18 protein-coding genes and 1 tRNA gene are annotated in these 24,354 nt (G+C 59.4%); 6 read left to right on the top strand and 13 right to left on the bottom strand.

All coding sequences use genetic code 11. The features are described 5' to 3' along the window. Positions 1-31: 31 nt before the first annotated feature. The gene (gene pepN / locus NYP16_RS09980; RefSeq protein ID WP_274943990.1) at positions 32-2,695 is read right to left on the bottom strand and encodes an aminopeptidase N; all 2,664 of its coding nucleotides are present in this window, start codon (positions 2,693-2,695) and stop codon (positions 32-34) included. Between the two features lie 143 nt (positions 2,696-2,838). Between pepN and NYP16_RS09975 the strand changes: the two genes are divergently transcribed. Further along, positions 2,839-3,528 carry an SPOR domain-containing protein gene (locus NYP16_RS09975; protein ID WP_274943989.1) on the top strand — a complete coding sequence of 230 codons (690 nt, stop codon included), beginning with the start codon at positions 2,839-2,841 and terminating at the stop codon, positions 3,526-3,528. Between the two features lie 108 nt (positions 3,529-3,636). Here the strand turns inward: NYP16_RS09975 and NYP16_RS09970 are convergent, their stop codons facing one another. From NYP16_RS09970 to NYP16_RS09960, 3 genes are all read right to left on the bottom strand, one after another. Continuing rightward, entirely contained in the window at positions 3,637-5,223 is a 1,587-nt protein-coding gene (locus NYP16_RS09970) for a peptide chain release factor 3 (protein ID WP_346742519.1), read from the bottom strand. A gap of 6 nt (positions 5,224-5,229) precedes the next feature. After that, on the bottom strand, positions 5,230-7,110 hold the full coding sequence (locus NYP16_RS09965; RefSeq protein ID WP_274943987.1) for a potassium transporter Kup: 1,881 nt from the start codon (positions 7,108-7,110) through the stop codon (positions 5,230-5,232). Between the two features lie 99 nt (positions 7,111-7,209). Next, complete coding sequence (locus NYP16_RS09960) at positions 7,210-8,436, bottom strand: polyhydroxyalkanoate depolymerase (RefSeq protein ID WP_274943986.1); 1,227 nt, start codon at positions 8,434-8,436, stop codon at positions 7,210-7,212. A 229-nt stretch (positions 8,437-8,665) separates the two neighbouring features. Between NYP16_RS09960 and NYP16_RS09955 the strand changes: the two genes are divergently transcribed. Continuing rightward, a complete protein-coding gene (locus NYP16_RS09955) occupies positions 8,666-9,466 on the top strand; it encodes a 3-hydroxybutyrate dehydrogenase (protein ID WP_274943985.1) in 801 nt (266 codons plus the stop codon). A 616-nt stretch (positions 9,467-10,082) separates the two neighbouring features. Here NYP16_RS09955 and meaB read toward each other — a convergent pair. From meaB to NYP16_RS09925, 6 genes are all read right to left on the bottom strand, one after another. After that, a complete protein-coding gene (meaB, locus tag NYP16_RS09950; RefSeq protein ID WP_274943984.1) occupies positions 10,083-11,048 on the bottom strand; it encodes a methylmalonyl Co-A mutase-associated GTPase MeaB in 966 nt (321 codons plus the stop codon). Positions 11,049-11,056: 8 nt separating this feature from the next. Beyond that, entirely contained in the window at positions 11,057-13,747 is a 2,691-nt protein-coding gene (ppdK, locus tag NYP16_RS09945; RefSeq protein ID WP_274943983.1) for a pyruvate, phosphate dikinase, read from the bottom strand. Positions 13,748-13,859: 112 nt separating this feature from the next. Next, positions 13,860-15,914, bottom strand: coding sequence for a glycine--tRNA ligase subunit beta (gene glyS / locus NYP16_RS09940; RefSeq protein ID WP_274943982.1), 2,055 nt, complete (start codon positions 15,912-15,914; stop codon positions 13,860-13,862). Positions 15,915-16,113: 199 nt separating this feature from the next. Next, positions 16,114-16,983 carry a glycine--tRNA ligase subunit alpha gene (locus tag NYP16_RS09935; RefSeq protein WP_274943981.1) on the bottom strand — a complete coding sequence of 290 codons (870 nt, stop codon included), beginning with the start codon at positions 16,981-16,983 and terminating at the stop codon, positions 16,114-16,116. Between the two features lie 175 nt (positions 16,984-17,158). Further along, entirely contained in the window at positions 17,159-17,893 is a 735-nt protein-coding gene (locus NYP16_RS09930; protein WP_274943980.1) for a tRNA1(Val) (adenine(37)-N6)-methyltransferase, read from the bottom strand. Next, the gene (locus NYP16_RS09925) at positions 17,884-18,126 is read right to left on the bottom strand and encodes a putative signal transducing protein (RefSeq protein WP_274943979.1); all 243 of its coding nucleotides are present in this window, start codon (positions 18,124-18,126) and stop codon (positions 17,884-17,886) included. Before NYP16_RS09925 ends, NYP16_RS09930 begins: the two co-directional genes overlap by 10 nt. Positions 18,127-18,220: 94 nt before the next feature. Here NYP16_RS09925 and NYP16_RS09920 point away from each other — a divergent pair, with 94 nt between their 5' ends. Together NYP16_RS09920 and NYP16_RS09915 are read left to right on the top strand one after the other, a co-directional pair. Then, positions 18,221-19,252, top strand: a complete 1,032-nt coding sequence (locus NYP16_RS09920; protein WP_274943978.1) for a polyprenyl synthetase family protein — start codon at positions 18,221-18,223, stop codon at positions 19,250-19,252. A gap of 62 nt (positions 19,253-19,314) precedes the next feature. Then, a tRNA-Pro gene (locus NYP16_RS09915) sits at positions 19,315-19,391 on the top strand. A gap of 33 nt (positions 19,392-19,424) precedes the next feature. Here NYP16_RS09915 and NYP16_RS09910 read toward each other — a convergent pair. Next, positions 19,425-20,009 carry a response regulator gene (locus tag NYP16_RS09910; RefSeq protein WP_274943977.1) on the bottom strand — a complete coding sequence of 195 codons (585 nt, stop codon included), beginning with the start codon at positions 20,007-20,009 and terminating at the stop codon, positions 19,425-19,427. Between the two features lie 220 nt (positions 20,010-20,229). Here NYP16_RS09910 and NYP16_RS09905 point away from each other — a divergent pair, with 220 nt between their 5' ends. Next, positions 20,230-20,646, top strand: a complete 417-nt coding sequence (locus tag NYP16_RS09905; protein WP_274943976.1) for a DUF6491 family protein — start codon at positions 20,230-20,232, stop codon at positions 20,644-20,646. A 279-nt stretch (positions 20,647-20,925) separates the two neighbouring features. After that, positions 20,926-21,108 (top strand): hypothetical protein, encoded by a 183-nt coding sequence (locus NYP16_RS09900; RefSeq protein WP_274943975.1) that lies wholly within the window; start codon positions 20,926-20,928, stop codon positions 21,106-21,108. A 138-nt stretch (positions 21,109-21,246) separates the two neighbouring features. Here the strand turns inward: NYP16_RS09900 and parC are convergent, their stop codons facing one another. Next, positions 21,247-23,463 (bottom strand): DNA topoisomerase IV subunit A, encoded by a 2,217-nt coding sequence (parC, locus tag NYP16_RS09895; RefSeq protein WP_274943974.1) that lies wholly within the window; start codon positions 23,461-23,463, stop codon positions 21,247-21,249. Between the two features lie 51 nt (positions 23,464-23,514). After that, positions 23,515-24,279, bottom strand: a complete 765-nt coding sequence (gene recO, locus NYP16_RS09890) for a DNA repair protein RecO (protein ID WP_274943973.1) — start codon at positions 24,277-24,279, stop codon at positions 23,515-23,517. Positions 24,280-24,354 lie beyond the last annotated feature (75 nt).

The following is a 24,354-nucleotide window of genomic DNA, read 5'->3' as shown; positions in this document are numbered from 1 at the left end:
TCATTTTAACAAAAGGCCACTCACATAAACTCTATCCACGCCCCAGACTTTTTACAGCCACTTCATAGACATCGCGGGACAAATCGCCTTTCAACAAAGCTTCAAGTTCCGCTTTCATCAAGGCCTGACGGTTCGCATCATGTTTTTGCCAGCGCCCGAGGGGCTGCAACAAACGGGCGGCGATTTGTGGATTGATGCTGTTGAGGGCGGACACCTGTTCGCGCAAAAAACGATATCCGCGGCCGGAAGAGTCATGGAAACGCACCGGGTTCATCTGGGTGAAGGCACCAATCAAGGAGCGCACACGGTTTGGATTGCGCAGGGTGAAGTCCGCATGGGCGGTCAGCGCCGTCACATGATCGATGGTATCTTCCTGCGGCGCGGTTGCCTGCAGGGAAAACCATTTGTCGATCACCAGATCCTCGTCGCGCCATTTGGCATAAAAGGCGGCGAGTGCGGCGTGGCGTTCAACCCGGTCGGACTGCACCAGCACGCGCAGGGCCGCTGCCTCATCGGTCATATTGTCCGCCACGGCGAATTGCCGGAGGGCAAGCGTGGTCGCGTCCAGGCTCCCCACCGCCATCAGATAGCCGAGCGCCATGTTTTTCAACTGACGCGCCGCCACATCCCCGGCCGTGAACCGATAGCTGTCCGAAGTCTGGTTGGCCTTATAAAGCTCGTGGAATTCGGGGCCGAGCACACGACCGAGCGTCGCCCGCATGAAGCTCCGCGCGGTGTGAATGGCGTCGGTGTCGATCACCCGCATCTCAGCGGCAATATCACCTTCAGACGGCAGCGTCAGGGTTTCGGCGATCAGCGCCTTGTCGGCGGTATGGTCGGACAGGACACGGCGATAGGCTTCGATATCCGCAGTCTCCAGCGCGAGCGTCCGCCCGGCCTGAACCGCGGCCACAAGATCGAGCAAAACCAAAGTGGCCAGGCGTTGCCCAGCCTCCCAGCGATTGAAGGCGTCGTTGTCATGGGCCATCAAAAAGCGCAGCTCGTCCCGCGACAGTTCGGCCAGCACACGCACCGGGGCGGAAAAGCCGCGCAGGATCGACGGCACCGGCCGTTCACGCACATTGCTGAAGGTGAAGGTTTCCCTGGCATCGCGCAGATTGAGCATGACCGTGCCCTGCGCATCCGCATGCATGCCTTCGTTGCCCGCGATAGTCACGTCAAGCGGCTGACCATCCGCCCCAAGAAGCCCGACGGCAATCGGCATGTGAAGTGGCTTTTTACCCGGCTGACCGGGCGTTGCCGGAGTCGCTTGACGGAGCGTCAGATGATAGAGCTGACGCGCTGCATCATAGTCCGTCGCCACTTCGACCATGGGCGTTCCGGCCTGCGAATACCACAGACGGAACTGGGTGAGATCGACGCCGGTCGCATCCTCCATAGCAGCGACAAAATCATCGCAGGTGACGGCCTGACCATCATGGCGTTCGAAATACAGATCCATGCCTTTGCGGAAGCCCTCAGGTCCAAGCAGGCTGTGGATCATGCGGATGATTTCCGCGCCTTTTTCATAAACGGTCGCGGTGTAGAAATTATTGATCTCGATATAACTGTCCGGACGCACGGGATGGGCCAGCGGGCCGCTATCCTCGGGGAACTGATGGCTTCTGAGCAGACGCACATCTTCAATGCGCTTGACCGCGCGCGAGCCCATGTCGGCCGAGAATTCCTGATCGCGGAATACGGTCAGGCCTTCCTTCAGGCTGAGCTGGAACCAGTCGCGGCAGGTGACCCGATTGCCGGTCCAATTGTGGAAATATTCATGGGCGATGATGCTCTCGACCGCCGCGAAATCGGCGTCGGTCGCGGTTTCCGCCTTGGCCAGCACGCATTTTGTGTTGAAGAGATTGAGGCTTTTGTTCTCCATCGCCCCCATATTGAAGTCGGAAATGGCCACGATATTGAAAATATCGAGGTCATATTCGCGGCCATAAAGCTCCTCATCCCAGCGCATGGAGGATTTGAGCGAAACCATCGCATGGTCGCATTTATCAAGATCGCGCGGCGCGGCATAAATCCGCAAAGTGACGCGACGGCCCGAGGCGGTGGTGAAGAAATCCTCGATATGGCCAAGATGCCCGGCCACCAGCGCGAACAGATAGCTTGGCTTCGGGAACGGATCTTCCCACAGGGCAAAATGGCGGCCACCGGGCAGATCGCCCTCATCAATCAGGTTGCCGTTCGAAAGCAGAACCGGACAGGCTTCACGGTCCGCCTCCAGACGCACGCGATAGGTGGTCATGACGTCGGGACGATCGGGGAAATAGGTGATGCGGCGGAATCCCTCCGCCTCGCATTGCGTGCAGAACAGCCCGCGCGACTGGTACAGTCCCTCAAGCGCTGTATTGGCCTCCGGGTTGATCAGGGTCCCGATCTCAAGCGTGAAGTGATCGGGCACGTCCATTATGATCAGACTGTCCGCCGTCACCTTATAACGCGCGGGTGCGAGCGGCGCCCCATCGATGCGGATGCTCTCAAGCTCAAGACCATGGCCGTTGAGCAGGAGCGGCGCACCCGCCTCGCGCCGGGTGACCTTGAGGACCGACCGGACCCGGGTTCGCGACGAATCGAGATAAAAATTCAAATCGAGATGCTCGATGGCAAAGGCAGGCGGGCGATAAGCTGCGCGGTCTATGGCCATGGGGGCTGCTGCCGGGTCCGCGTCGATCCTGTCCATCATCAAAGCTCCTGAGTGGTATCTGTGTCACAGGCTAACAGCAGCCAAAGCCTTTGCAAATTTCCTATCGACAATCTTGATGTCAAAGAAGAATTATTACAAAAGGAAACAGTTTAGTAACCTTTGCCCCCGACTTTATGAGCATGAGACTTATCGGATCCAGGACTGTTTGCTGCGGATTTCTGGCCGCCGTCATGCTTGGCGGCTGCGCGACCAATCCCATGCCTGAAATCCTGCCCGTGACGGAAATGCCCGGGCCCGTCGCAGCCCAATGCCAAACGGTCCCCACGCCTCAGCAAGATACCTCCAAGGACGCTGAAATCATCAGCCTGCGCAGCGAAGTGAGTGGCCTCAGGGCCGAACTTGAAGCCGTGCGACGGGTGAAGAGCGAACAACCACAGGACAGCGTGCCTGCCCCGCCTTCCGAAGCTGCTCCCAAGCCCGCCGCGGCCAGTACGGGGGCAAGCACGGGGCCGAAATCGATTCTGCCGGTAAAACCCGTACAGACAGCTGTGCCGGACAATGGTGTGAAACCCGCAGTCGACGGCAAATTCGGGGTTCACCTCGCGTCCTATCGTTCGCCGGAAATGGCGGCCGAGGGCTGGCGCACGCTGGTAAAGAAATTCCCGACGGTGCTGCCGCTGTTTACGCCGCAGGTGGCGGCACTGGTCATGGGTGGCAAGGACGGCAAATATTATCGCCTCATCGCCGGCCCGCTCGCCAGCCGCGAAGATGCCCAGAAGCTTTGCAAAAAACTAGCCGACGGCGCCGATTTCTGCGCCCCGACGGAGCTGAGCGGGGAACCGCTGCTGGCGCCGAAGAATCCGGCGTGAGTTTCGAATAGCGGACAGATGGATTGCCGGGTCAAGCCCGGCAATGACAATTATATGACTGTCATACGCGGGCTTGACCCGCGCATCCATGGTTCCGCCGCACAGCCCTTAAACCACCTGTTCCTTAACCTTCAGGAACCGGACCTTCGGGAAATCTTCCTTGGCCTTGTCCAGCCGCCAGGAATTGCGGGCGAGGAAGACCGGGGAGCCGGTGTGGTCCTCGGCCATATTGGCTTTGTTGATGTCGATGAATCTCTTCAGCTCGTTGTGATCGTCGCATTCCACCCATTGCGCGGTAAAAAGCGTCGAGGCTTCGAATCTGACCGGGACTTCATATTCGGTGCGGATGCGGTCGGCGAGAACGTCGAACTGCAGCACCCCGACCACGCCGACGATCCATTCGCCGCCGAGATAGGCCTTGAACACTCGGGCCACGCCTTCTTCAGCCAATTGCTCCAAAGCGCGGGATAAATGCTTGGATTTCATTGGATCTTCGGCGCGGACCGATTGCAGATGCTCGGGCGCGAAAGATGGAATGCCGGTGAAGCGGATGGCCTCGCCCTCGGTCAGGCTGTCGCCGATCCTGAGGTTGCCATGGTTCGGAATGCCGATGATATCGCCGGGCCAGGCTTCTTCGGCCAGCTCGCGGTCCTGAGCCAGAAACATCAGCGGGTTATGCAGATTGACGAGCTTGCCCGTGCGTACATGATTCAATTTCATGCCGCGCTTGAAATGGCCCGAACAGATGCGGAAAAAGGCGATGCGGTCGCGGTGCTTCGGGTCCATGTTGGCCTGAATCTTGAACACAAAGCCTGACACCTTGCTTTCCGTCGGCAGGACCAGACGATCGACCGATTTCTGCACACGCGGCGGCGGCGCATATTCGGAGACGCCACGCAAAAGTTCCCGCACACCGAAATTATTGACCGCGCTACCGAAGAAAATCGGCGTCAGATGGCCTTCGCGGTAGGCCTGCATATCGAACGGCTTGCAAAGCGCACGGGCCATTTCGACATCGTAACGAAGCTTCTGAACTTCTTCGGGTTCAAGCAAGCTGTCGAGCTTGGGGTCATCAAGCCCCGAACAAACGATGCCGTTGTCGCTCACGCCGGTATTACGGGAGACCAGCACCAGACGGTCATGAATAAGGTCATAGACACCCTTGAAACTCCGGCCCATGCCAATGGGCCAACTGGCCGGGGTGACATCAAGCGCCAGCGCCTGCTCGACCTCGTCGATCAGATCAAAGGTATCGCGGCCTTCACGGTCAAGCTTGTTGACGAAGGTGCAGATCGGCATGTCGCGCAGGCGGCAGACTTCAAAAAGCTTGCGGGTCTGCGCCTCGATCCCCTTGGCGGCGTCGATCACCATGACGGCGCTGTCGACGGCGGTCAGCGTGCGGTAGGTGTCCTCGCTGAAGTCCTCATGGCCCGGGGTGTCGAGCAGGTTGAAGGTATGCCCGTCATAATCAAAGGTCATGACCGAAGCTGTCACCGAAATGCCGCGCTCCCGCTCCACCTTCATCCAGTCCGATCGGGCGCGCCGCGCGTCGCCCCGGGCCTTGACGGCACCGGCCAACTGAATGGCGCCTCCGAACAGCAGAAGCTTTTCGGTCAGGGTGGTTTTCCCTGCGTCCGGATGAGCAATAATGGCAAAGGTACGCCGCTGGGCGATCTCGGCCTCTAGTTTCGTCATGGTCATTTAAATTTCTATCTGAGTGCCAAGTTCGACCACGCGGTTGGTCGGAAGATTGAAGAAGTCCATGGCCGTCGCCGCGTTGCGTGACATCCAGGCAAACAGCGCCTCACGCCACATCATCATGCCGGGCCCGACTTTCGGAATAATGGTTTCCCGACTGAGGAAGAACGACGTATCCATCAAGCGGATGGGCAAGGCGCACTTCTCCCCAAGCGACAAGGCCGCCGGGACATCCGGATCATCCATAAAACCATAGTGGATGAGCACGCGATAGAAGCCTTTCCCAAGGTCGGTCACGTCAAGCCGCTGCTCGGCCGGTACATGGGCCACTTCCTCGACCTTGACGGTCAGCAGAAGATTGCGCTCATGCAGGATCTTGTTGTGCTTCATGTTATGGAGAAGCGCGTGCGGCACCCCCGCCGTCTGCCCGGTCATGAAGGCCGCCGTGCCCGAAACGCGGTTCACACGGGTCGAGAGCGAGCCGAGGAAGTCCTCAAGCGGCATGGCCTCATCCCGCAGCTTTGCACTGAGCAGGCTGCGGCCGCGCTTCCAGGTCGTCAGCATGACAAAGACAACCAGACCGATGGCCAGCGGGAACCAGCCGCCATGGGTGATCTTGGTGGCGTTGGCGCTGAACAACGAGATATCGACCGTCAGGAAGACAGCACCGAAGGCGGCGATCTTCCACGGGGCCCAACGCCAGCGCAACATCATCAGCGCCAGAATAAGCAAGGTGCTGACCAGCATGGTGCCGGTCACGGCAATGCCATAGGCTGCCGCAAGCTTGCTTGAGGTGCCGAAGCCGAGCACCAGACCGACGATGGAGATCAGCAGCAGCCAGTTGACGAAGGGGATGTAAATCTGCCCCATTTCCTTGCCGGAGGTATGGACAACCGTCAAACGCGGCAGGAAGCCAAGCTGAATGGCCTGCTTGGTCAGCGAATAGGCGCCGGTGATCACCGACTGCGACGCAATGACCGCCGACAGGGTCGCCAACACGACCATGGGCATCAGGCCCCATTCCGGTACCGAATAATAAAACGGATTCTCGATCGCCTCCGGATTGGTGAGCAAGACCGAGCCCTGCCCCATGTAATTCAACATCAGGGCCGGCAGCACGAGATAGAACCAGGCGAGGCGAATAGGGCTGCGGCCAAAATGGCCCATATCGGAATAAAGCGCCTCAGCCCCCGTCACGGCCAGCACGACAGCCCCGAGCGCGAGGAAAGCCATCCATTTATCCAGCACGAAGAAATGGAAGGCGTGATAGGGATTCAAAGCCCAGAGAATCTCAGGCGCCTTGATGATGTTCAGGATGCCAAGCAGCGCGAGGCTGGTGAACCACATGGCCATCACCGGACCGAACAAGGCCCCAATGAGGGCCGTCCCGTGCTTTTGCAGGATAAACAGGCCGATCAGAACGAACAGGGTGATCGGAATGACGAATTTGGAGAGCGACGGCGCCGCAAGCTCCAGCCCCTCGACGGCACTCAAGACCGAAATGGCCGGGGTGATCATGCTGTCGCCGTAAAACAGCCCGGCAGCAAAAATCCCCAGAATGCCAAACAGCGTCACCAGAATCGGGTTGCGGGTGCTGCGCTGCACCAGCGCCAGCAGCGCCAGACTGCCGCCCTCTCCGCGATTGTCGGCCCGCATGATGATGGTGACATATTTGTAGGACACAATGCCCATCAGCAGCCAGAAAATCAGCGAAATCACGCCAAGGATATGATCCTTGTCAGCGGTCAGCGGATGATGGCCTGAAAAGCATTCCTTAAGGGCATAAAGCGGACTCGTTCCGATATCACCGAAAACGACCCCAATTGCCCCAAGCGTGAGCGGCATAATGCCTGATTTTTTATGTTCTGTTACCGCATGCGGCATGACATCGGCTGCCTCGTTCCGTCCCCACACAAACGACTACGCGGTGAAGCTTATGCCAGATGGCACGCCAACACGCAAACCTGCTTTTAGAGATGGCTGCTAGACCGTCGGATGGGCGCGGATGAAGGCCTTGACATGGGGCGCGATGAATTTCCGCCATTTGCCGCCGTTGAAAATGCCGTAATGACCAACCTGGAGCTGTTCATAATGTTCTTTCTTGCTGGCCGGCAGGTTGACGCACAGATCAAGGGCCGCCCTGGTCTGACCGGCGCCGGAGATGTCATCAAGCTCCCCCTCCACCGTCAGAAGCGCGGTTTTGGTGATCGCGCCAAGGTCGACCTTGCGCCCGCGTGAGGTCATGATCCCGAGCGGGATATGATATTCAAGAAACACCTGACGAATGGTTTGCAGGTAAAATTCGGCCGGCATGTCCATCACCGAGCGATATTCCTCGTAAAACCGCCGACTCGCATCGGCGCTTTCTTCGTCACCCTCGACGAGATGCTGAAACATCCCGTAATGAGCATCCATATGACGGTCGAAATTCATCGCCATGAAGCCCGCGAGTTGCAAAAAGCCCGGATAAACCTCGCGCATGCAGCCTGCATTCGGGGCCGGGACTCGGGTGATGACATTCTGCACATACCAGTCAAGATGATGGGATACGGCGAATTTATTGACCTCGGTCGGATTGGAGCGGGTATCGATGGGACCACCCATGAGCGTCACCGACGCCGGGATGTTCGGGTTGTTGTCAGCCGCCATCAAGGCTGTCGCGGCGATTACCGGCACCGCCGGCTGACAGACCCCCATCACATGCGTGTTGGGCCCAAGAAATTCAATGAACTCAATGATATAATTGATGTAATCATCAAGGTCGAATGTCCCTTGCCAGAGCGGAATATTACGGGCGTCATGCCAGTCGGTGATATAAACTTCATGATCCGGCAACATTTCCCGCACCGTGCCTCGCAATAACGTTGCATAATGGCCCGAGAGCGGCGCTACGATCAAAAGCTTGGGATCGTTCAACCCCTCAGCTTCGCGTTTGAAGTGCTTGAGTTGGCCGAATGTTTTCTGAACAACGATCTCTTCAGAAATGGCAACGTCCTTGTCCCCGATCGTCACAGTATCAAAGCCAAATTTTGGCTTCCCGTAACGTCTTGTCACCTGTTCAAAGATATCAAGGCCCGCAACCATGGCCTTTGCGCCTGCGGTATAGGACATTGGGTTAAACGGATTGCTCAACCAGCGCTGGCTCATATCGGCGGCGATGCGCACCGGCGCAACAGCGGAATGTTGCAGCTCGTAAAGATGATAGAGCATTCTAGAAACCCTTAAAGGTGACCCTTGCACGCAGCCACCGAACATGTGCAGTATTTTGATGCAGCGCACAAAACAATCCTTGGAATAATGCAGCAGTTATCGCAAAATGCAAGTAAATCAACAGAATCAGAGCTTCACATCTCTGCCGCACGTGCGAAAACCCCCTTATTTCCAATAGTTAAAGCTTTCATCTGAGTATATTTTTGCAACAGTGCAGAAAGGTCAGATCATGACATCCGACTCTCTCCTCCTTGACGGCAAAACAGCGATCATTACCGGGTCAACCAGCGGCATTGGACTTGGTATCGCCCATGCCTTTGCCAAGGCTGGCGCCAATATCGTCATCAACGGATTTGGCGATGCCGACGCCATCGAAAAAATCCGCAGTTCGCTCGCCGCCGAACATGGTGTGCACGTGACCTACTCCGCCGCCAACATGCTGAAAGGCGACGAGATCATCGCCATGATTCGCGAGGCGGAGCAGACCTATGGCGCCGTCGACATCGTCGTCAACAATGCCGGCATCCAATATGTGGCCGCGATTGAGGATTTCCCCCCCGAAAAATGGGAAAGCATCATCGCCATCAATCTGTCGTCGAGCTTTTACACCTGCCATGCCGTATTAGCGGGCATGAAGAAGCGCAACTGGGGCCGGATCATCAATATCGCCTCGGCCCATGGCCTGGTGGCCTCCCCCTTCAAATCCGCCTATGTGGCGGCCAAGCATGGCGTGGTCGGCCTGACCAAAACGGTTGCCCTTGAGGTTGCCGAACAGAACATCACCGTCAATGCCATCTGCCCCGGCTATGTGAAAACACCACTGGTGGACGGCCAGGTCGCCGATCAGGCCAAAGTCCATAACATGACGCCCGAGCAGGTCATCCACGACATCATCCTGGATGCCCAGCCCTCGAAACGCTTCGTCAAGGTCGAGGAAATCGCCGATCTCGCCCTGTTCCTCTGTGGCGAGGGCGGCGCGTCCATCACCGGCAGCGCACTCTCCATGGACGGCGGCTGGACCGCACGCTAGACTTGATCAAGGAAGGGGCTTGATCATGACCTATAAAGTCAAGGGAACGCAAAACGACAAAAAACCACGCGATTACCGCCTGATCGGACTGATCGCGGGGGTGGTCATTGTGTTGATTGCCCTGCTGCTGATGCGCTGAAGGGATCGTGCGGCTTGGCCAAGCCAAGGGCTGAACATGGCAGCTAAGAAAGCCTGGATCCTGTAGCTACGCTCAGGATGACGATTTTATCTTATCGTGTCATGCGCGGGCATGACCCGCGTATCCATAGTTCAACCGGCATTGTGGCGGCGAGATGGATTGCCGGGTCAAGCCCGGCAATGACATATGAATGTGGGGACGAACTGGGAGGCTGTCGCGCTGCTCAGGATGACCGGTGCCGTTTATTCCATAGTGTCACGCGGGCTTGACCCACGTATCTATGGTTCAACCGGCATTGTAGCGGCAAGATGGATTGCCGGGTCGAGCCCGGCAATGACATATGGGTGTGAGGGCGGACCGGGACCTATCACTCTGCTCAGGACAAACGGTGGGGTTCATCCTACATTGTCATACGCGGGCTTGACCCGCGTATCCATGGTTCAACCGGCGCTGTGGTGGCGGGATGGATTGCCGGGTCTAGCCCGGCAATGACATTAGGATGTGGGGGGATAAGCCTATCCGCAAATGCTCCCTCGCCCAGCGGGTAGCGGCGAAGGGGGAGAGGTCTTGTGGTAGGGCTTTCTCGGCCAGACGTAAGCCCTCACTGCCGAAGCGGCTGCGGATGCTGTCGCGGGTCCAGGCCAGGCCTTGGGCGGCGCGGCGGGTGGCGAGGCCGCCCTCGGCCAGATGCGCGGCGTGGGCGTCGATGGCTTCGATCAGCTGGTCTATGCCCTGCCCGGTTGCCGAGGATAGCAGGATGACCGGTGGCGTCCAACCGTCGCCGCGGTCGTCGGCCAGGCTCACCGCGCCGCGCACGTCGGCACGGGCCCGCGTTGCGACCGAACCCATGTCGGCCTTGGTGACCACCGTGATGTCGGGAATTTCCATGATCCCCGCCTTCATGAACTGAAGGCTGTCGCCGGAGCCGGGCTGCACGCAGAAGACAATGCTGTCCGCCGCCTCGACCACATCGGTCTCGGACTGGCCGACGCCCACGGTTTCGATCACCACCAGATCATAGAGGGCGCGCATCAGAACCATAGCCGGCACCGTCAAGGCGGCCAGCCCACCCAAGCGGTCGCGGGCGGCCATGGAGCGCACAAAGACGCCCCTGTCCTCAGGATCCGTCGACAGGCGGATGCGATCGCCGAGAAGCGCCCCGCCCGACAGCCTGGAACTTGGATCAACGGCGATGATGGCCACGGTCCGCCCGGCCTTGCGCCAGGCGGAAATGAGCGCGTTCGTCAGTGAGGATTTGCCGACGCCCGGCGGACCGGTCAGGCCGAGCACGTGACCGCGCGGGGCCTTCCAGGCGCTGTCGAGGAGGGACGCCACATCGGCGTCATCCCCCCGGCCTTCGATGGCGGCGAGCGCCCGGGCGAGCGCCGCCTTGCCGTCAGCCGCACCGACCGCGATAGATGAAAGATCCAGCGCGGCCCCCATGCGGTCGGTTACTCCGTATCTTTGGCTTGCGCGACATTGGACCGGCGCAACGCCGCCTGAGCCGCCGCAAGACGGGCGATTGGCACACGATACGGCGAGCAGGAGACGTAATCGAGGTCGATGCGCTCGCAGAAGTCGATCGAGTCCGGATCGCCACCATGTTCGCCGCAGATGCCGACCTTGAGATCGGGGCGGGTCTTGCGGCCGCGTGTCGTGCCGATCTCTACCAACTCGCCAACGCCCGCCTGATCGAGCGACACGAACGGATCGCGTTCGAAAATCCCGGCGCGCAGATAGTCTTCGAGGAAGCGGCCGGAGTCGTCGCGGCTCAGCCCGAAGGTGGTCTGGGTCAGGTCATTGGTGCCGAAGCTGAAGAATTCGGCCTCTTCAGCGATGTCACCGGCCTGCAACGCGGCGCGCGGCAGTTCGATCATGGTGCCGATGAGGTAGGAGAGCTTATGGCCCTTTTCCTGGCACACGGCCTCGACCTCGGCGACCACACGGGCTTTCAGAATCGACAGCTCCTTTTTGGTCGCAACCAGCGGGATCATGATTTCCGGCACAACCGTTGCGCCTGATTTCTGGGACACCTCGACCGCGGCTTCGGCAATGGCGCGGGCCTGCATCTCGTATATCTCGGGGTACGAGATGCCGAGACGGCAGCCGCGATGGCCGAGCATGGGATTGAATTCGTGAAGCTCGCCAGCGCGTTTCCGCAGCGTCGCCACGTCGACGCCGATGTCCTTCGCGACTTCGGCGAATTCATGGTCTTCGCGCGGCAGGAATTCATGCAGCGGCGGATCGAGGAGACGCACCGTCACCGGCAGGCCATCCATGATTTCAAACAGATCGACAAAGTCCTTGCGCTGCATCGGCAGGATCTTGGCGAGCGCGGCACGGCGACCGGCTTCGTCTTCGGCCAGGATCATCTGGCGTACGGCGATGATGCGGTCGGTGTCAAAGAACATATGTTCGGTGCGGCAGAGGCCGATGCCTTCGGCCCCGAATTCCCGCGCTGTGCGAGCATCCAGCGGCGTTTCGGCGTTCGCGCGCACCTTGAGGCGGCGAGCGGCGTCGGCCCAGGCCATCAGGATGGCGAAATCACCGGCCAGTTCCGGCTGCACGGTCGGCACGGCGCCGATCATGACTTCGCCAGTGGAGCCATCAATGGTGATGACCTCGCCCTTTTTGACGGTGCGCCCACCGCAGGACATCTCGGCTTCTTTCATATTGATATAAAGCGTTCCCGCACCTGAGACGCAAGGACGACCCATGCCGCGTGCAACCACGGCGGCGTGGCTGGTCATGCCGCCGCGCGAGGTCAGAATGCCGCGCGCCGCATGCATGCCGTGAATATCTTCGGGGCTGGTTTCGATACGAACGAGGATTACGCCTTTGCCCTCTTGGGCGAGCTTTTCGGCTTCATCCGAGTCAAAAACGACGATGCCCGACGCGGCACCCGGCGAGGCCGGAAGGCCCTTGGTCAGCACATCGCGCGGCGCGTCCGGATCAAGCGTCGGATGCAGCAACTGATCGAGCGCCGCCGGATCAACCCGCAGCAGCGCTTCATTCTGGGTGATGACGCCATCGGCGGCCATATCGACGGCGATCTTGAGCGCGGCCTTGGCGGTGCGCTTGCCCGAACGGGTCTGCAGCACCCAGAGCTTGCTCTTTTGCACCGTGAACTCGATATCCTGCATATCGCGGTAATGGGCTTCGAGCTTACGGAAGACGTCGGCGAGCTGGCCGAACACCTCCGGCATGACCTCTTCCATGGACGGCTTGTCGGAGCCTGCGGCGAGGCGCGCGACGGTGGTCAGGTTCTGCGGCGTGCGGATGCCCGCCACCACGTCCTCGCCCTGCGCATTCACAAGATATTCGCCGTAAAAGGCGTTCTCGCCGGTGGACGGATCACGGGTGAAGGCGACACCGGTGGCGCTGTCATCACCCATGTTGCCGAACACCATGGCCTGAACGCTGACGGCCGTGCCCCAGTCTTCGGGGATGTTATGCAGCCGACGATAGACCTTGGCGCGGTCCACCTGCCACGAGCTGAACACCGCGCCGATGGCGCCCCAAAGCTGTTCGTTCACATCCTGCGGGAACGGGCGGCCGAGTTCTTCTTCGGCCTTCTGCTTGAAGAGACCGGCAATGATCTTCCAATCTTCCGCCGCGAGTTCGGTGTCGAGAACGACGCCTTTTTCGTTTTTATGCTCTTCAAGGATTTCCTCGAACAGATAGTGATCGACGCCGAGCACCACGTCCGAATACATCTGGATGAAGCGGCGATAGCTGTCATAGGCGAAACGGTCATCGCCGCTTTGCGCCGCAAGCCCCTTCACCGTCACGTCATTGAGGCCGAGGTTCAGCACGGTATCCATCATGCCGGGCATGGAGACGCGAGCACCGGAGCGCACCGACACCAGCAGCGGATTGGACGCGTCGCCGAATTTGGCGCCGACGATCTGTTCCACATGATGAACGCCAGCCTCGACCTGCGCCGTCAGCTCGGCCGGGTATTTGCAGCCGTTCTGGTAGAAATAGGTGCAGACTTCGGTGGTGATCGAAAGCCCGGGCGGCACCGGCAAACCAAGGTTCGCCATCTCGGCGAGGTTCGCACCCTTGCCGCCAAGAAGATTGCGCATATCGGCCCGGCCTTCTGCCTTGCCATCTCCGAACGTGTAGACCCACTTGCTCATGACATTTCCTTGTCTGCGCTGAACGTTTCTTAGTCTTGTCATTCCCGCGAAAGCGGGGATCCAGTGCGGAATTAACCATGGATTCCCGCTTTCGCGGGAATGACAGCAATACTCAGCCTTCAATCTTTGAAAAATCCGCGACCGCACTCAGGGTCGCGCGGAATTCCGAAAGCAAATTCAGGCGGTTTTCACGTAATCCTACATCAGGATCGTTAACGGTCACTTGATCGAAGAAGGCGTCAATGGGGCCGCGCAAGGTGGCCACCGCGCTCATGGCGTCGATCCAGCGTTCATCGGCGACGGCGGCGTCCACATCCTTGCGGACGATGACGAGACGGTCATGCAGGGCCTGTTCCTCGGGCTTCGCCAGACGGGCAGCGTCGACGCCGCCAGCATAGGCCTTGCCGTCCTTCTTTTCCTCGATCCTGACGATATTGGACCCGCGACGATAAGCCGCCAGAAGATTGGCCCCGTCTTCGGTGCCGAGCATCTGTTGCAAGGCCTCGGCACGGGTTTTCAGGCGCAGCATGTCGTCTTCATGGCCAAGGGCAAAGACCGCCGACACATAGTCATGGCGGATCCCCTGATCACGGAGATAGGCTTTCAGGCGGTCAGTGAAGAAATCGACCAGCTCATTGCCCGCGAACGCCTGAGCGCCATGCAGCGCGGCGGCCTTGGCAAAAAGCTTGTTGAGCGGTAGGCGAAGGCCGTTTTCAATGATGATCCGGAGCACGCCCAAAGCCGCACGACGGAGCGCGAACGGGTCTTTGGAGCCGGTGGGCTTTTCGTCAATGCTGAAGAACCCAACAAGGATATCGATCTTGTCGGCGAGGGCCACGGCGACTGAGACCGGTGCAGTCGGGCAGCGGTCGTTCGGGCCCTGCGGGGCGTAATGGTCGGCGATGGCTTCGGCTATGGCGGCGCTTTGCCCTTCGTGGAGCGCCAAGTAGCGGCCCATGATGCCCTGCACTTCGGGGAATTCGCCGACGATGCCGGAGACGAGATCGGCTTTCGCGAGTTTCGCCGCACGTTCGGCCGCGTCCACGTCCGCCCCGACCATGGGGGCTATGAACTGGGCCAGCGCGGCGACGCGTTTCACCTTGTCGCCGACCGAGCCGAGCTTTGCATGGAAGACAATGCCGTCAAGGGCAGGCAGGCGTTCGGCCAGGGTGATCTTGAGATCGTGATCCCAGAAGAATTTGGCGTCGGCCAGACGGGCGCGCAGCACGCGTTCGTTGCCCGCGATGATGGCTTTGCCGCCATCGGACGCGGCCATGTTGGCGACGGTGATGAAATGCGGGGCGAGCTTGCCGGTCTGCGGGTTGCGCAGTGAGAAATATTTCTGATTTATCCGCATGGTTGCGGTCAGGACTTCACCTGGCACTTCAAGAAAAGCCGGATCGAAATCGCCCATCAGCACCACAGGCCATTCGACGAGACCGGCCACTTCGGCGAGGAGGCCCTTGTCTTCGATCAGTTCAACCCCGGCGTCTACTGCGGCCTTGCTGGCGTCGGCGTGAATCTTCGCCTGACGTTCGGTACTGTCGAGGATGACGTGATGCGCGCGCAGTTTGGTTTCGTAATCGGCGAAATTACTGACCGTGAAGGCTTCACCGGCCAGAAAACGATGACCACGGGTTTCATTGCTGGCCATTATGCCGTCGATGGCGGCCGGGACGATCTTGCCGTCAAGCAGGCAGAGGATGCTTTTCAACGGCCGCACCCAACGGAGCGAGCCCACGCCCCAGCGTTGCGATTTCGGCCAGGGGAAGGACTGGATGACCTCGGGCACGAAAACCGCAATCACGTCTGATACTGCGCCGCCCTTTTTCTCGATCACCGCGAACAGGATCTGGCCCTTGTCGGTGTCGCGGGTTTCAAGCTGCTCGCGGCTGAGGCCGGTTGAACGCAGGAAACCGTCTATGGCGGCGGGGGGAGCGTCGGCGCGGGGGCCTTTGCGTTCTTCGCGGACGTCGGGCTGGGTCGTCGGCAGGCCATCGATCACCAGGGTGAGACGGCGCGGGGTGACGAATGCGTCCGCGCGGGTCCAGGCGAGCCCGGCGGCCTTCAGCTTGTCGGTGACGAGGCGCTTCAGATCATCCGCCGCCTGCGCCTGCATGCGGGCGGGGATTTCCTCGGAAAACAGTTCTAGAAGCAGTTCAGCCATTACGATGCCCCACGCATACTATTGTCATGCCCATACCGTTTTTTGTCATTCCCGCGAAAGCGGGAATCCATGGTTACCGCCGGTCTGGATTCCCGCTTTCGCGGGAATGACAAGAAGGGGTGCTGGGACGACAAGAAAGGGGGCGAGGATGACGATAAAAGGGTGCGGGAAGAATATGATGAGGTCTGGCGATCATGGCTCATGCTCCAAGCTCCGCTTCGCGGGCGACCCAGGCTTCGCAGCAGCCTTTGGCGAGGGTGCGGACGCGGCCGATATAGGCGGCGCGTTCGGTGACCGAGATTACCCCGCGCGCGTCCAGAAGGTTGAAGCTGTGGCTCGCTTTCATGCATTGATCGTAGGCAGGCAAAGGCAGGTTCTTGGCGAGCAACGCCGCGCATTCCATCTCGGCATCGCGGAAATGCTGGAACAGGATGTCGGTATTGGCATGCTCGAAATTATAGGCCGAGAATTCGCGCTCGTTTTCGAGATAGACCTCGCCGTAGGTGACGCCATCATTGTTCCATTTGAGGTCATAGACATTCTCGACCCCCTGCACATACATGGCGAGGCGTTCGAGACCATAGGTGATCTCGCCCGCGACGGGGTTGCAGTCGATGCCGCCGACCTGCTGGAAATAGGTGAACTGGGTCACTTCCATGCCGTCGCACCAGACCTCCCAGCCAAGGCCCCAGGCGCCGAGGGTCGGACTTTCCCAGTCATCCTCCACAAAGCGGATGTCATGCATCGCAAGATCAATGCCGATGGCCTTGAGGCTGCCGAGATAGAGATCCTGAATATCGGCCGGTGACGGCTTCAGGATGACCTGGAACTGGTAATAATGCTGGAGCCGGTTGGGGTTTTCGCCATAGCGGCCATCCTTCGGACGGCGCGACGGCTGGACATAAGCGGCTTTCCAGGGCTTCGGCCCAAGAGCGCGCAGCGTGGTCGCCGGATGGAAGGTCCCTGCCCCGACCTCCATGTCATAGGGTTGCAGCAGGAGACAACCCTTTTCAGACCAATAGGTTTGCAACCGCAATATGAGGTCCTGAAAAGATGGCGCTGGTCCCATGCCTCGGTATTACCCTATTGATAGCCGTGGAATTTCGCGGCGAAGGTACCCGCCGACCCGCAGCCGGTCAAGGGTTCTGGGTGACTTTCTGGTCTGAAGCCGTGATGAAGGCAAAGCTCTGGATCGCCACGCGGCTTGCGCCGCTCGCGATGACGGTTAAGACTTGCGGTTACGGTTAGAAGTTCAGCGGCGCTCCGGTGCGGAGGGCGGCTTCGGCTTCTGGGGTGTAGCGGCCGTTGTCTTCGTGGAGCACCAGGCCGGGGTGGAGGGTCATTGCGCCTTTGCCGCCTTTGCGGGCGCGGACGATCACGCGGCGGGCTGCTGTGCCGGTTTTGGGCCAGAGGGGATATACAATGATGTCACCGGCGCGGCCGTCGAGGCCGGCCAGAAGATCCGGCAGGCGGTCAGCGCGCTGGATCACATGGAGCCAGCCGAGCGGCTTGAGGAACTTGAGGCTGAGCGCCACCCATTCGCGCAAGCCGAGATGGCTTTCCATATGCGCCCTGGCCTTCTGGGCGTTGGGCGGCGGGCTTGCGAGCGCCTCATCAAGATAGGGCGGGTTCGTCACCACATGATCGAAGGCGTTGCGCGGCAGGTCGCGTGGGGCCTTCGCAAGGTCGCCCTCGATGATCGTCACCCGGTCGCCGAGACCGTTCCGGGTGGCGTTCTCGCTGGCGATGGCGAAAAGCTCGGGCTGGAGTTCGAGGCCGGTGACGGTGACGGATTTGAGCCGCTCGGCCAGGCAGAGGGCGATGGCCCCGCTGCCGCAGCCAATGTCAAGAATGCGGTCGCCCGCCCGGGCCGGAACCGTGGCGGCCAGAAGCACACTGTCCCCGCCGATGCGGTAACCATCATCGGGCTGATTAAGCCGCAGCCGCCCGCCGAGAAATTCATCGTCGGTCAGAACCATGGGCTGTCCTCGCCCTCATAGAGTGCATCGCCGAATCCGGCGCTCCGAATCAGGCGACGCGCCCGATCTTCATCTTCATCCGCCACCACAATGCGTTGCGGGAAGACACCAATCATGCCTTCGACCGCGCTCATATGACTGTCGAAGCGGAAAATCACGATGCCCTCCCCCTCCAAAAGCGCCGTGAGACGGGAAATCAGCACCCAATTCGTGGTTCGAACCACTTCCTTCACGTTTGTTCCTCCAGCCTCAAATTTACCATCCTTGACCCATCATGAACCACACCCCTATTCTGGCGGCAATTTTATGACCATCAGGACAAATACCGTGGGTGTCGTTTTACCATTTGAAGAAGAAAAAAAACCAGATAGCAGCAAAGGACAAGATGCCTTTGCGCGCCTGACCGCTTTGGTCGATGGCGATCTTGCCCGCGTTAATGATTGCATTATCCGTCGCATGGAAAGCCCGGTGGCGCTGATACCTCAGCTTGCCGGACATTTGATCGCTTCGGGCGGCAAGCGCTTGCGGCCCATGCTGACGCTCGCCGCCGCCCGGCTGTGCAATTATGACGGCGACCGCCATGTGCAGCTTGCGGCCTGTGTGGAGTTCATTCATACGGCCACCCTGCTGCATGATGACGTGATCGACGAATCCGCGCTCCGTCGCGGCGCCGATACCGCCAACACCATCTGGGGCAACAAGGCGAGCGTGCTGGTCGGCGACTTCCTATTTAGTCGTTCATTCGAGCTGATGGTTGAGGATGGGTCGCTCAAGGTGCTTAAGATCCTGTCCCGCGCCTCGGCCGTCATTGCCGAAGGCGAGGTGTTGCAACTGTCGACCGCCAATGACACCGGCACCACCGAAGACCAGTATCTTGAGGTCATCAGCGCCAAGACCGCGGCCCTGTTCGCCGCCGCCTGCCGCATCGGCCCGATTGTCGCCGAACGCCCCGTGGCCGAGGAAAAGGCGCTTGAGAGCTATGGCAAGAATCTGGGCATCGCTTTTCAGCTGATCGACGATCTGCTGGACTATTCGGCGAAGCAGGCGACCCTTGGCAAGACCGTCGGCGACGATTTCCGCGAAGGCAAGATCACCCTCCCCATCGTGCTCGCCTACCGGCGCGGCAGTGAGGAAGAACGCGTGTTCTGGCGGCGGACGCTTGAGGAACTTGATCAGGCCCCCGGCGACCTTGAACATGCCATCGAGCTTCTGACCCGGCATAACGCCCTCAGCGACACCATAGACCGGGCCCGTTACTATGGCACCATGGCCCGCGACGCCCTGGCGCTGTTCCCGGAAACCGAGCTGAAAAAATCTTTAATCGCGATCGTCGATTTCTGTATTGAACGTGCCTATTGATAACGCTATAAGATCGCCAAGTTTGACGCAGTCCACAAAATCTTGAGGATTGTTCCAGGTGTCGGGGAGTAGCGCAGCCTGGTAGCGCACTACGTTCGGGACGTAGGGGTCGCTGGTTCGAATCCAGTCTCCCCGACCACTTTTAAAAGCCAAACATCAGAAAACTGAAAAATCAGCTATCCTTTAAGGATAGCTGATCCGCTGCGGGTGTGGTTTCACACCGATCAGTCGGGCGCGACTCGGTCACGGGCTTATCCTTGCCGCGACGCTCACGCAGGACGTTGCTGTCTTTGTGACGCCGCCGGTCAGGACCGCGAAAGCTTGTGGTAATCACAAATTCCCTCTCCTTCTCCAAGGTCGACTTCAGAACCCGCTCAATACCCTTGAGGGACAGAGGCTTGGTCAGGAATTCCGAGGATCCTGCATCGCGCGCCGCACAGACGTCCTGGATTGTGGCGCCATTGGCCATCATGATGACCGGCACCAGCGGATAGGGAGAAAAATTAGGGTCGCGCAACTTCTTGAGAAGGGCTGCTCCGCCATCCGGCTTCACATGCAGATCGACGAAAATAACACCGGGCGTGATATGCGCGAGCAAAGCCAGAGCGTCGCTCGCATCAAGGCAGTGAACGACAGATACGATTCCCGCCTGCTTGAGGAAAGTCTTGGTAATTCTGGCAAAGTGCTGATTTTCATCGATTAGCAGAACCATATAGTGTTGGGGATTCGATGACCAAGATGTCATAATTTCAGTCAAATCCTGTCATCAGGTTTTAGTTTCAGTCGTAATCACCGCAGCTTTAAACCAAGATGATTTTCCAATCGTTAACAATTCCTAACCTGTAGAATTCTTTTACGACGCGAACTTGTTCAGCCTGCGTAAATGTCAATCGCTGCAAAATTGTTGTACATTTCGACCACCACCATGGTCCCGCCACTGCAGAGACATTCAACTCGCTTTTCAAGGAGATGAACCAATGAAACGTCCAAATCTATTTGTGGCTTCTCTGGCCTTCTCTCTTGCCGTGGGCACCTTTTCAGCTGCCGCCTTTGCAGCGCCGCCCAAAACCGCTCCGGATGCCGCAGACCCAACGGTCGGCGCACCAGGCCCGGACTGCCTTGAGCTGCAAATGATCGACCACACGCAAATCCTCGATGACTATACGATCCTGTTCCATATGAAGGGCAAAACGACCTATATCAGCAAATTGCCCTATCGCTGCAACGGGTTGAAGTTCGAGGATGGCTTTGCCTATACGACCTCGATCAACAAGATCTGCGGCAATGTCGACGTTATCAAGGTTCTCCGGCGCGGCAGCAGCTGCGCGCTTGGCCCCTTCAGACAGTATATCGCGCCAGCCAAGGGCATGAAGGACGGCGCGGCAAAGATGTAAGAGACGCCCTCAAGCTCAGGGACGACCGCGAATCGGTCTCCTGAAAATTCACAGATCGTCTGACATTTCAGAATGGCGCCCGTCACAAACGGGCGCCGTTCTGCGTTTTACACCTGTATTCAGCCACAAACATGTCACAAATTTACCACTTTCGCGTGGTCTAAAGAGAATGGACAATTTATCGGGCTGTATTCCGTAAAATTATCTGCTTGCTTAATCAAACATTCATCTGACTTGAGTATTTTGATTACAAAGAACAATTAGCTTGGGAACGCTATCATGATTAAAAATTGGTTCAAAAAACCTCCGTCTGATGCTTCACGCACTGAAGCAGAACTCTTTGACAACACCCCTGTGTTTCCTGTGCAACAGGGCGAACGTACCTCTTATGTCAATCGCTGCAGTTTTGATGATCTCGGCTCGGCCGAAGCCATTATTAATGCCGCGCGTTCGGTGAACTGAAAAAAACATATGACAGTCTCAATCACGCGGATGGCCCGGGTCGGGCACCGCAGTACAGAAAATTTCTATAGTGTAAAATGAAAAAGCCGTTCAATTTGAACGGCTTTTTTTATTGGGCGGGACTTGAAGCGCCTCGCCTCAGGTGAATTTGTTGGTCCGTGGGAAGCCCTGCGGCGGCAGACGTCCGGCACTGGCCCGGGCTCCGGTCCAAAGGCCGAGATCGGTTTCCGTGCGGGTGCGTTCGCCGGATTTCCAGCTCAGCCCCTCGGCCTTGGTGAAGAGCTTCACGTCGGCCAGGCCACCATCCTTGTATTTTTGCAGCGTCACACCGCGCCCGCGCGTCATTTCAGGGATATCCGCCAGCGGGAACACCAGAAGCTTGCGGTTGTCGCCGATGATGGCAATGGTATCGCCCTCGACCGTCAGGCAATATTGCGCCCTGGCCTTGTCATCGAGGTTCATGACCTGCTTGCCATTGCGGGTCTGGGCCAGCACCTTGTCAGCCTCGATCTGGAAGCCTTTGCCGTCCGTGGCCACGAGCAGAAGCTTGACCCCCGGCTTATAGACAAAGAGCGCCACGATATCCTCGTCATTGCCAAGGTCGATCATGAGCCGCACCGGTTCCCCGGCCCCGCGCCCGCCCGGCAGCTTGTCGCAACCAAGGGTATAGAAGCGGCCGTTCGACGCGAACAGCAACAGCTTGTCGGTGGTTTGCGCATGGATCGCATAGCGGCCGGCGTCGCCTTCCTTGTATTTGACGTCTTCGCCTGCAGCCACATGTCCCTTCAGGGCGCGGATCCAGCCTTTTTCCGAACAGACCACGGTGATCGGCTCGCGCTCGATCATGGCTTCGAGCGGGATGATGTCGGCGATCGGGGCTTCGGCGAAGTCCGAGCGGCGTTTGCCGAGGGCGGTCTTGGTGCCGAACTTGTCCTTGATAGCCTTCAGTTCGGTGGAGACGCGATCCCATTGCAGGCCGCTGTCGCCCATCAGCGCTTCAAGCGCGCCCTTTTCGGCCATGAGCCCGTCATGCTCGCGACGGATTTCCATTTCTTCAAGCCGCCGCAAGGCGCGGAGCCGCATGTTGAGGATCGACTCGGCCTGAAGGTCGGTGAGCGTGAACTTCTCCATCAGGGTGACTTTAGGCTCGTCCTCCTCGCGGATGATGCGGATCACCTCGTCGAGATTGAGATAGCCGATGAGATAGCCGCCGAGAACTTCAAGGCGATGTTCGATCTTGCCCAGACGATGGCGGGTGCGGCGCTGCAACACCTCGATACGATGCTCAAGGAAAGCCCAGAGCGCATCCCTGAGCGACATCACACGCGGACGGCGGTTTTTGTCGAGCACGTTCAGATTGAGCGAAATCTTGACTTCAAGCTCGGTCAGCCGATAGAGGCTTTCCATCAGCATGGCCGGATCCACCGTACGGGCGCGCGGTTCGAGCACAAGCCGCACATCGGCGGTCGACTCATCGCGCACGTCCTGAAGGATCGGCAATTTCTTGTCCGAGATCAGGTCGGCGATCTTCTCGACCAGCTTGGACTTCTGCACCTGATAGGGAATTTCGGTGACGACGATCAGGTAGGTGCCACGGCCGGTGTCCTCAATCTCCCAACGGGCGCGCAGGCGGAAGCTGCCGCGGCCGGTCGCATAGGACTGCTCCATGGAGGCGCGGGACTCGACAATGGTGCCGCCGGTGGGGAAATCCGGGCCCGGAATGCGGTTCACGAGCTGGGCCGTGGTCGCATCCGGATGCCGGATCAGATAGAGAAGCCCGTCGCACAGTTCCGACACGTTATGGGGTGGAATGCTGGTGGCCATGCCGACGGCAATGCCGGTGGCGCCGTTCGCCAGAAGATTCGGGAACCCGGCGGGCAGGATATCCGGCTCTTCCTCTTCCCCGTCGTAGGTTTTGTGGAAATCGACCGCGTCTTCGTCCAGGCCGTCGAGCAGCGTCATGGCCACGTCGGTCAGGCGCGCTTCGGTGTATCGCATGGCGGCCGCGTTATCGCCGTCGATGTTGCCGAAATTGCCCTGTCCGTCCACCAGCGGATAGCGCACGGCGAAATCCTGAGCCAGACGGACCATGGCGTCATAGACCGACTGATCGCCATGGGGATGGTATTTACCAATGACGTCGCCGACCACGCGGGCGCATTTCTTGAAGCCCGTGGCCGGATCGAGTTTGAGCTGACGCATGGCGAACAGCAACCGGCGATGCACCGGTTTCAGGCCGTCCCGCACGTCGGGCAGCGACCGGGCCATGATGGTCGACAGCGCATAAGACAGATAGCGCTGGCTGAGGGCCTGGCCCAGTTCGGCATCAATAATCTGTTCGGCAGGTACGGTCATATAAAACTCAAGAATTTCGTGGTTTCGCGGGGACAGCCCCAAGATATGGTGTCAGTTTATATCCCGCTTGGCCAGGCTCGCAACATATTCAGTCAAACGCAGCCGGGCGGCAGGCATGACACGGCCATGGGGGCTAAGCAAACAGCGGTTGATGAAAAACCCCGCGAGCGCCAGGCCGTCGGTGATGTCGTCAAGTTTTGGCGCCGTGGCCCCCGGTTCCAGCAGGAAGTCCGGCAGGCGCAACAGCCGCTCCCGGTAAGGCTGGCCGGCATCCCGCGACACCGCGCGGCCGCTTTTCGGGGAGACATAACAGAGATCGTCCACCTGCCCGGTAGACGCGCATTCGCTGAGGTCAAGCCCGAAGCCGAGATCGCGGAGCAGACCAAGTTCAAAGCGCACAACGCCGCTGCCCCACATGAGACGTGCCTCCGCACCCTCCCCGCTCGCATCCAGGAGATCGATGACCGCGGCGAGGCCATCATGGACCGGGCGATGCGGCTCGCGCTCCGGCAGACAGGTCGTGGCGAGCGCAAGGCAGGAGACCAGCGCCGCCAAGGGTCCGGGCTCGCGGGCGATGGCCAGACTATGCGCGGTTTTCAATTCCGATGTGATGGTGCCGAGCTGAGTTTCGATGCGGGCGCGCCAGGTGACTTCGAGCCGATTGCCAGGCTGCAAGGCCCCGCGCTGACGCCGCGACTGACCGCCCTTGACGATGCCATGGAGACGGCCATGGGCGGCCGTCAGCAGCTCAAGCCGCAGGTCATACTCACCAAAAGGCTGGCCGCCGAGGACGATGCCGCTGTCAGTCCAGTCCATAGAGGGTCCTGCTTATCATGTCCGCCTTGCCGCCCAACCTTATAGTGTCATTCCTGCGAAGCGGGAAGCCGTGGT

Origin of the sequence: Govania unica, assembly GCF_027920805.1 — a bacterium.
GTDB lineage: Bacteria > Pseudomonadota > Alphaproteobacteria > Sphingomonadales > Govanellaceae > Govanella > Govanella unica.
This window is presented reverse-complemented; position numbering and strand designations above follow the sequence as displayed.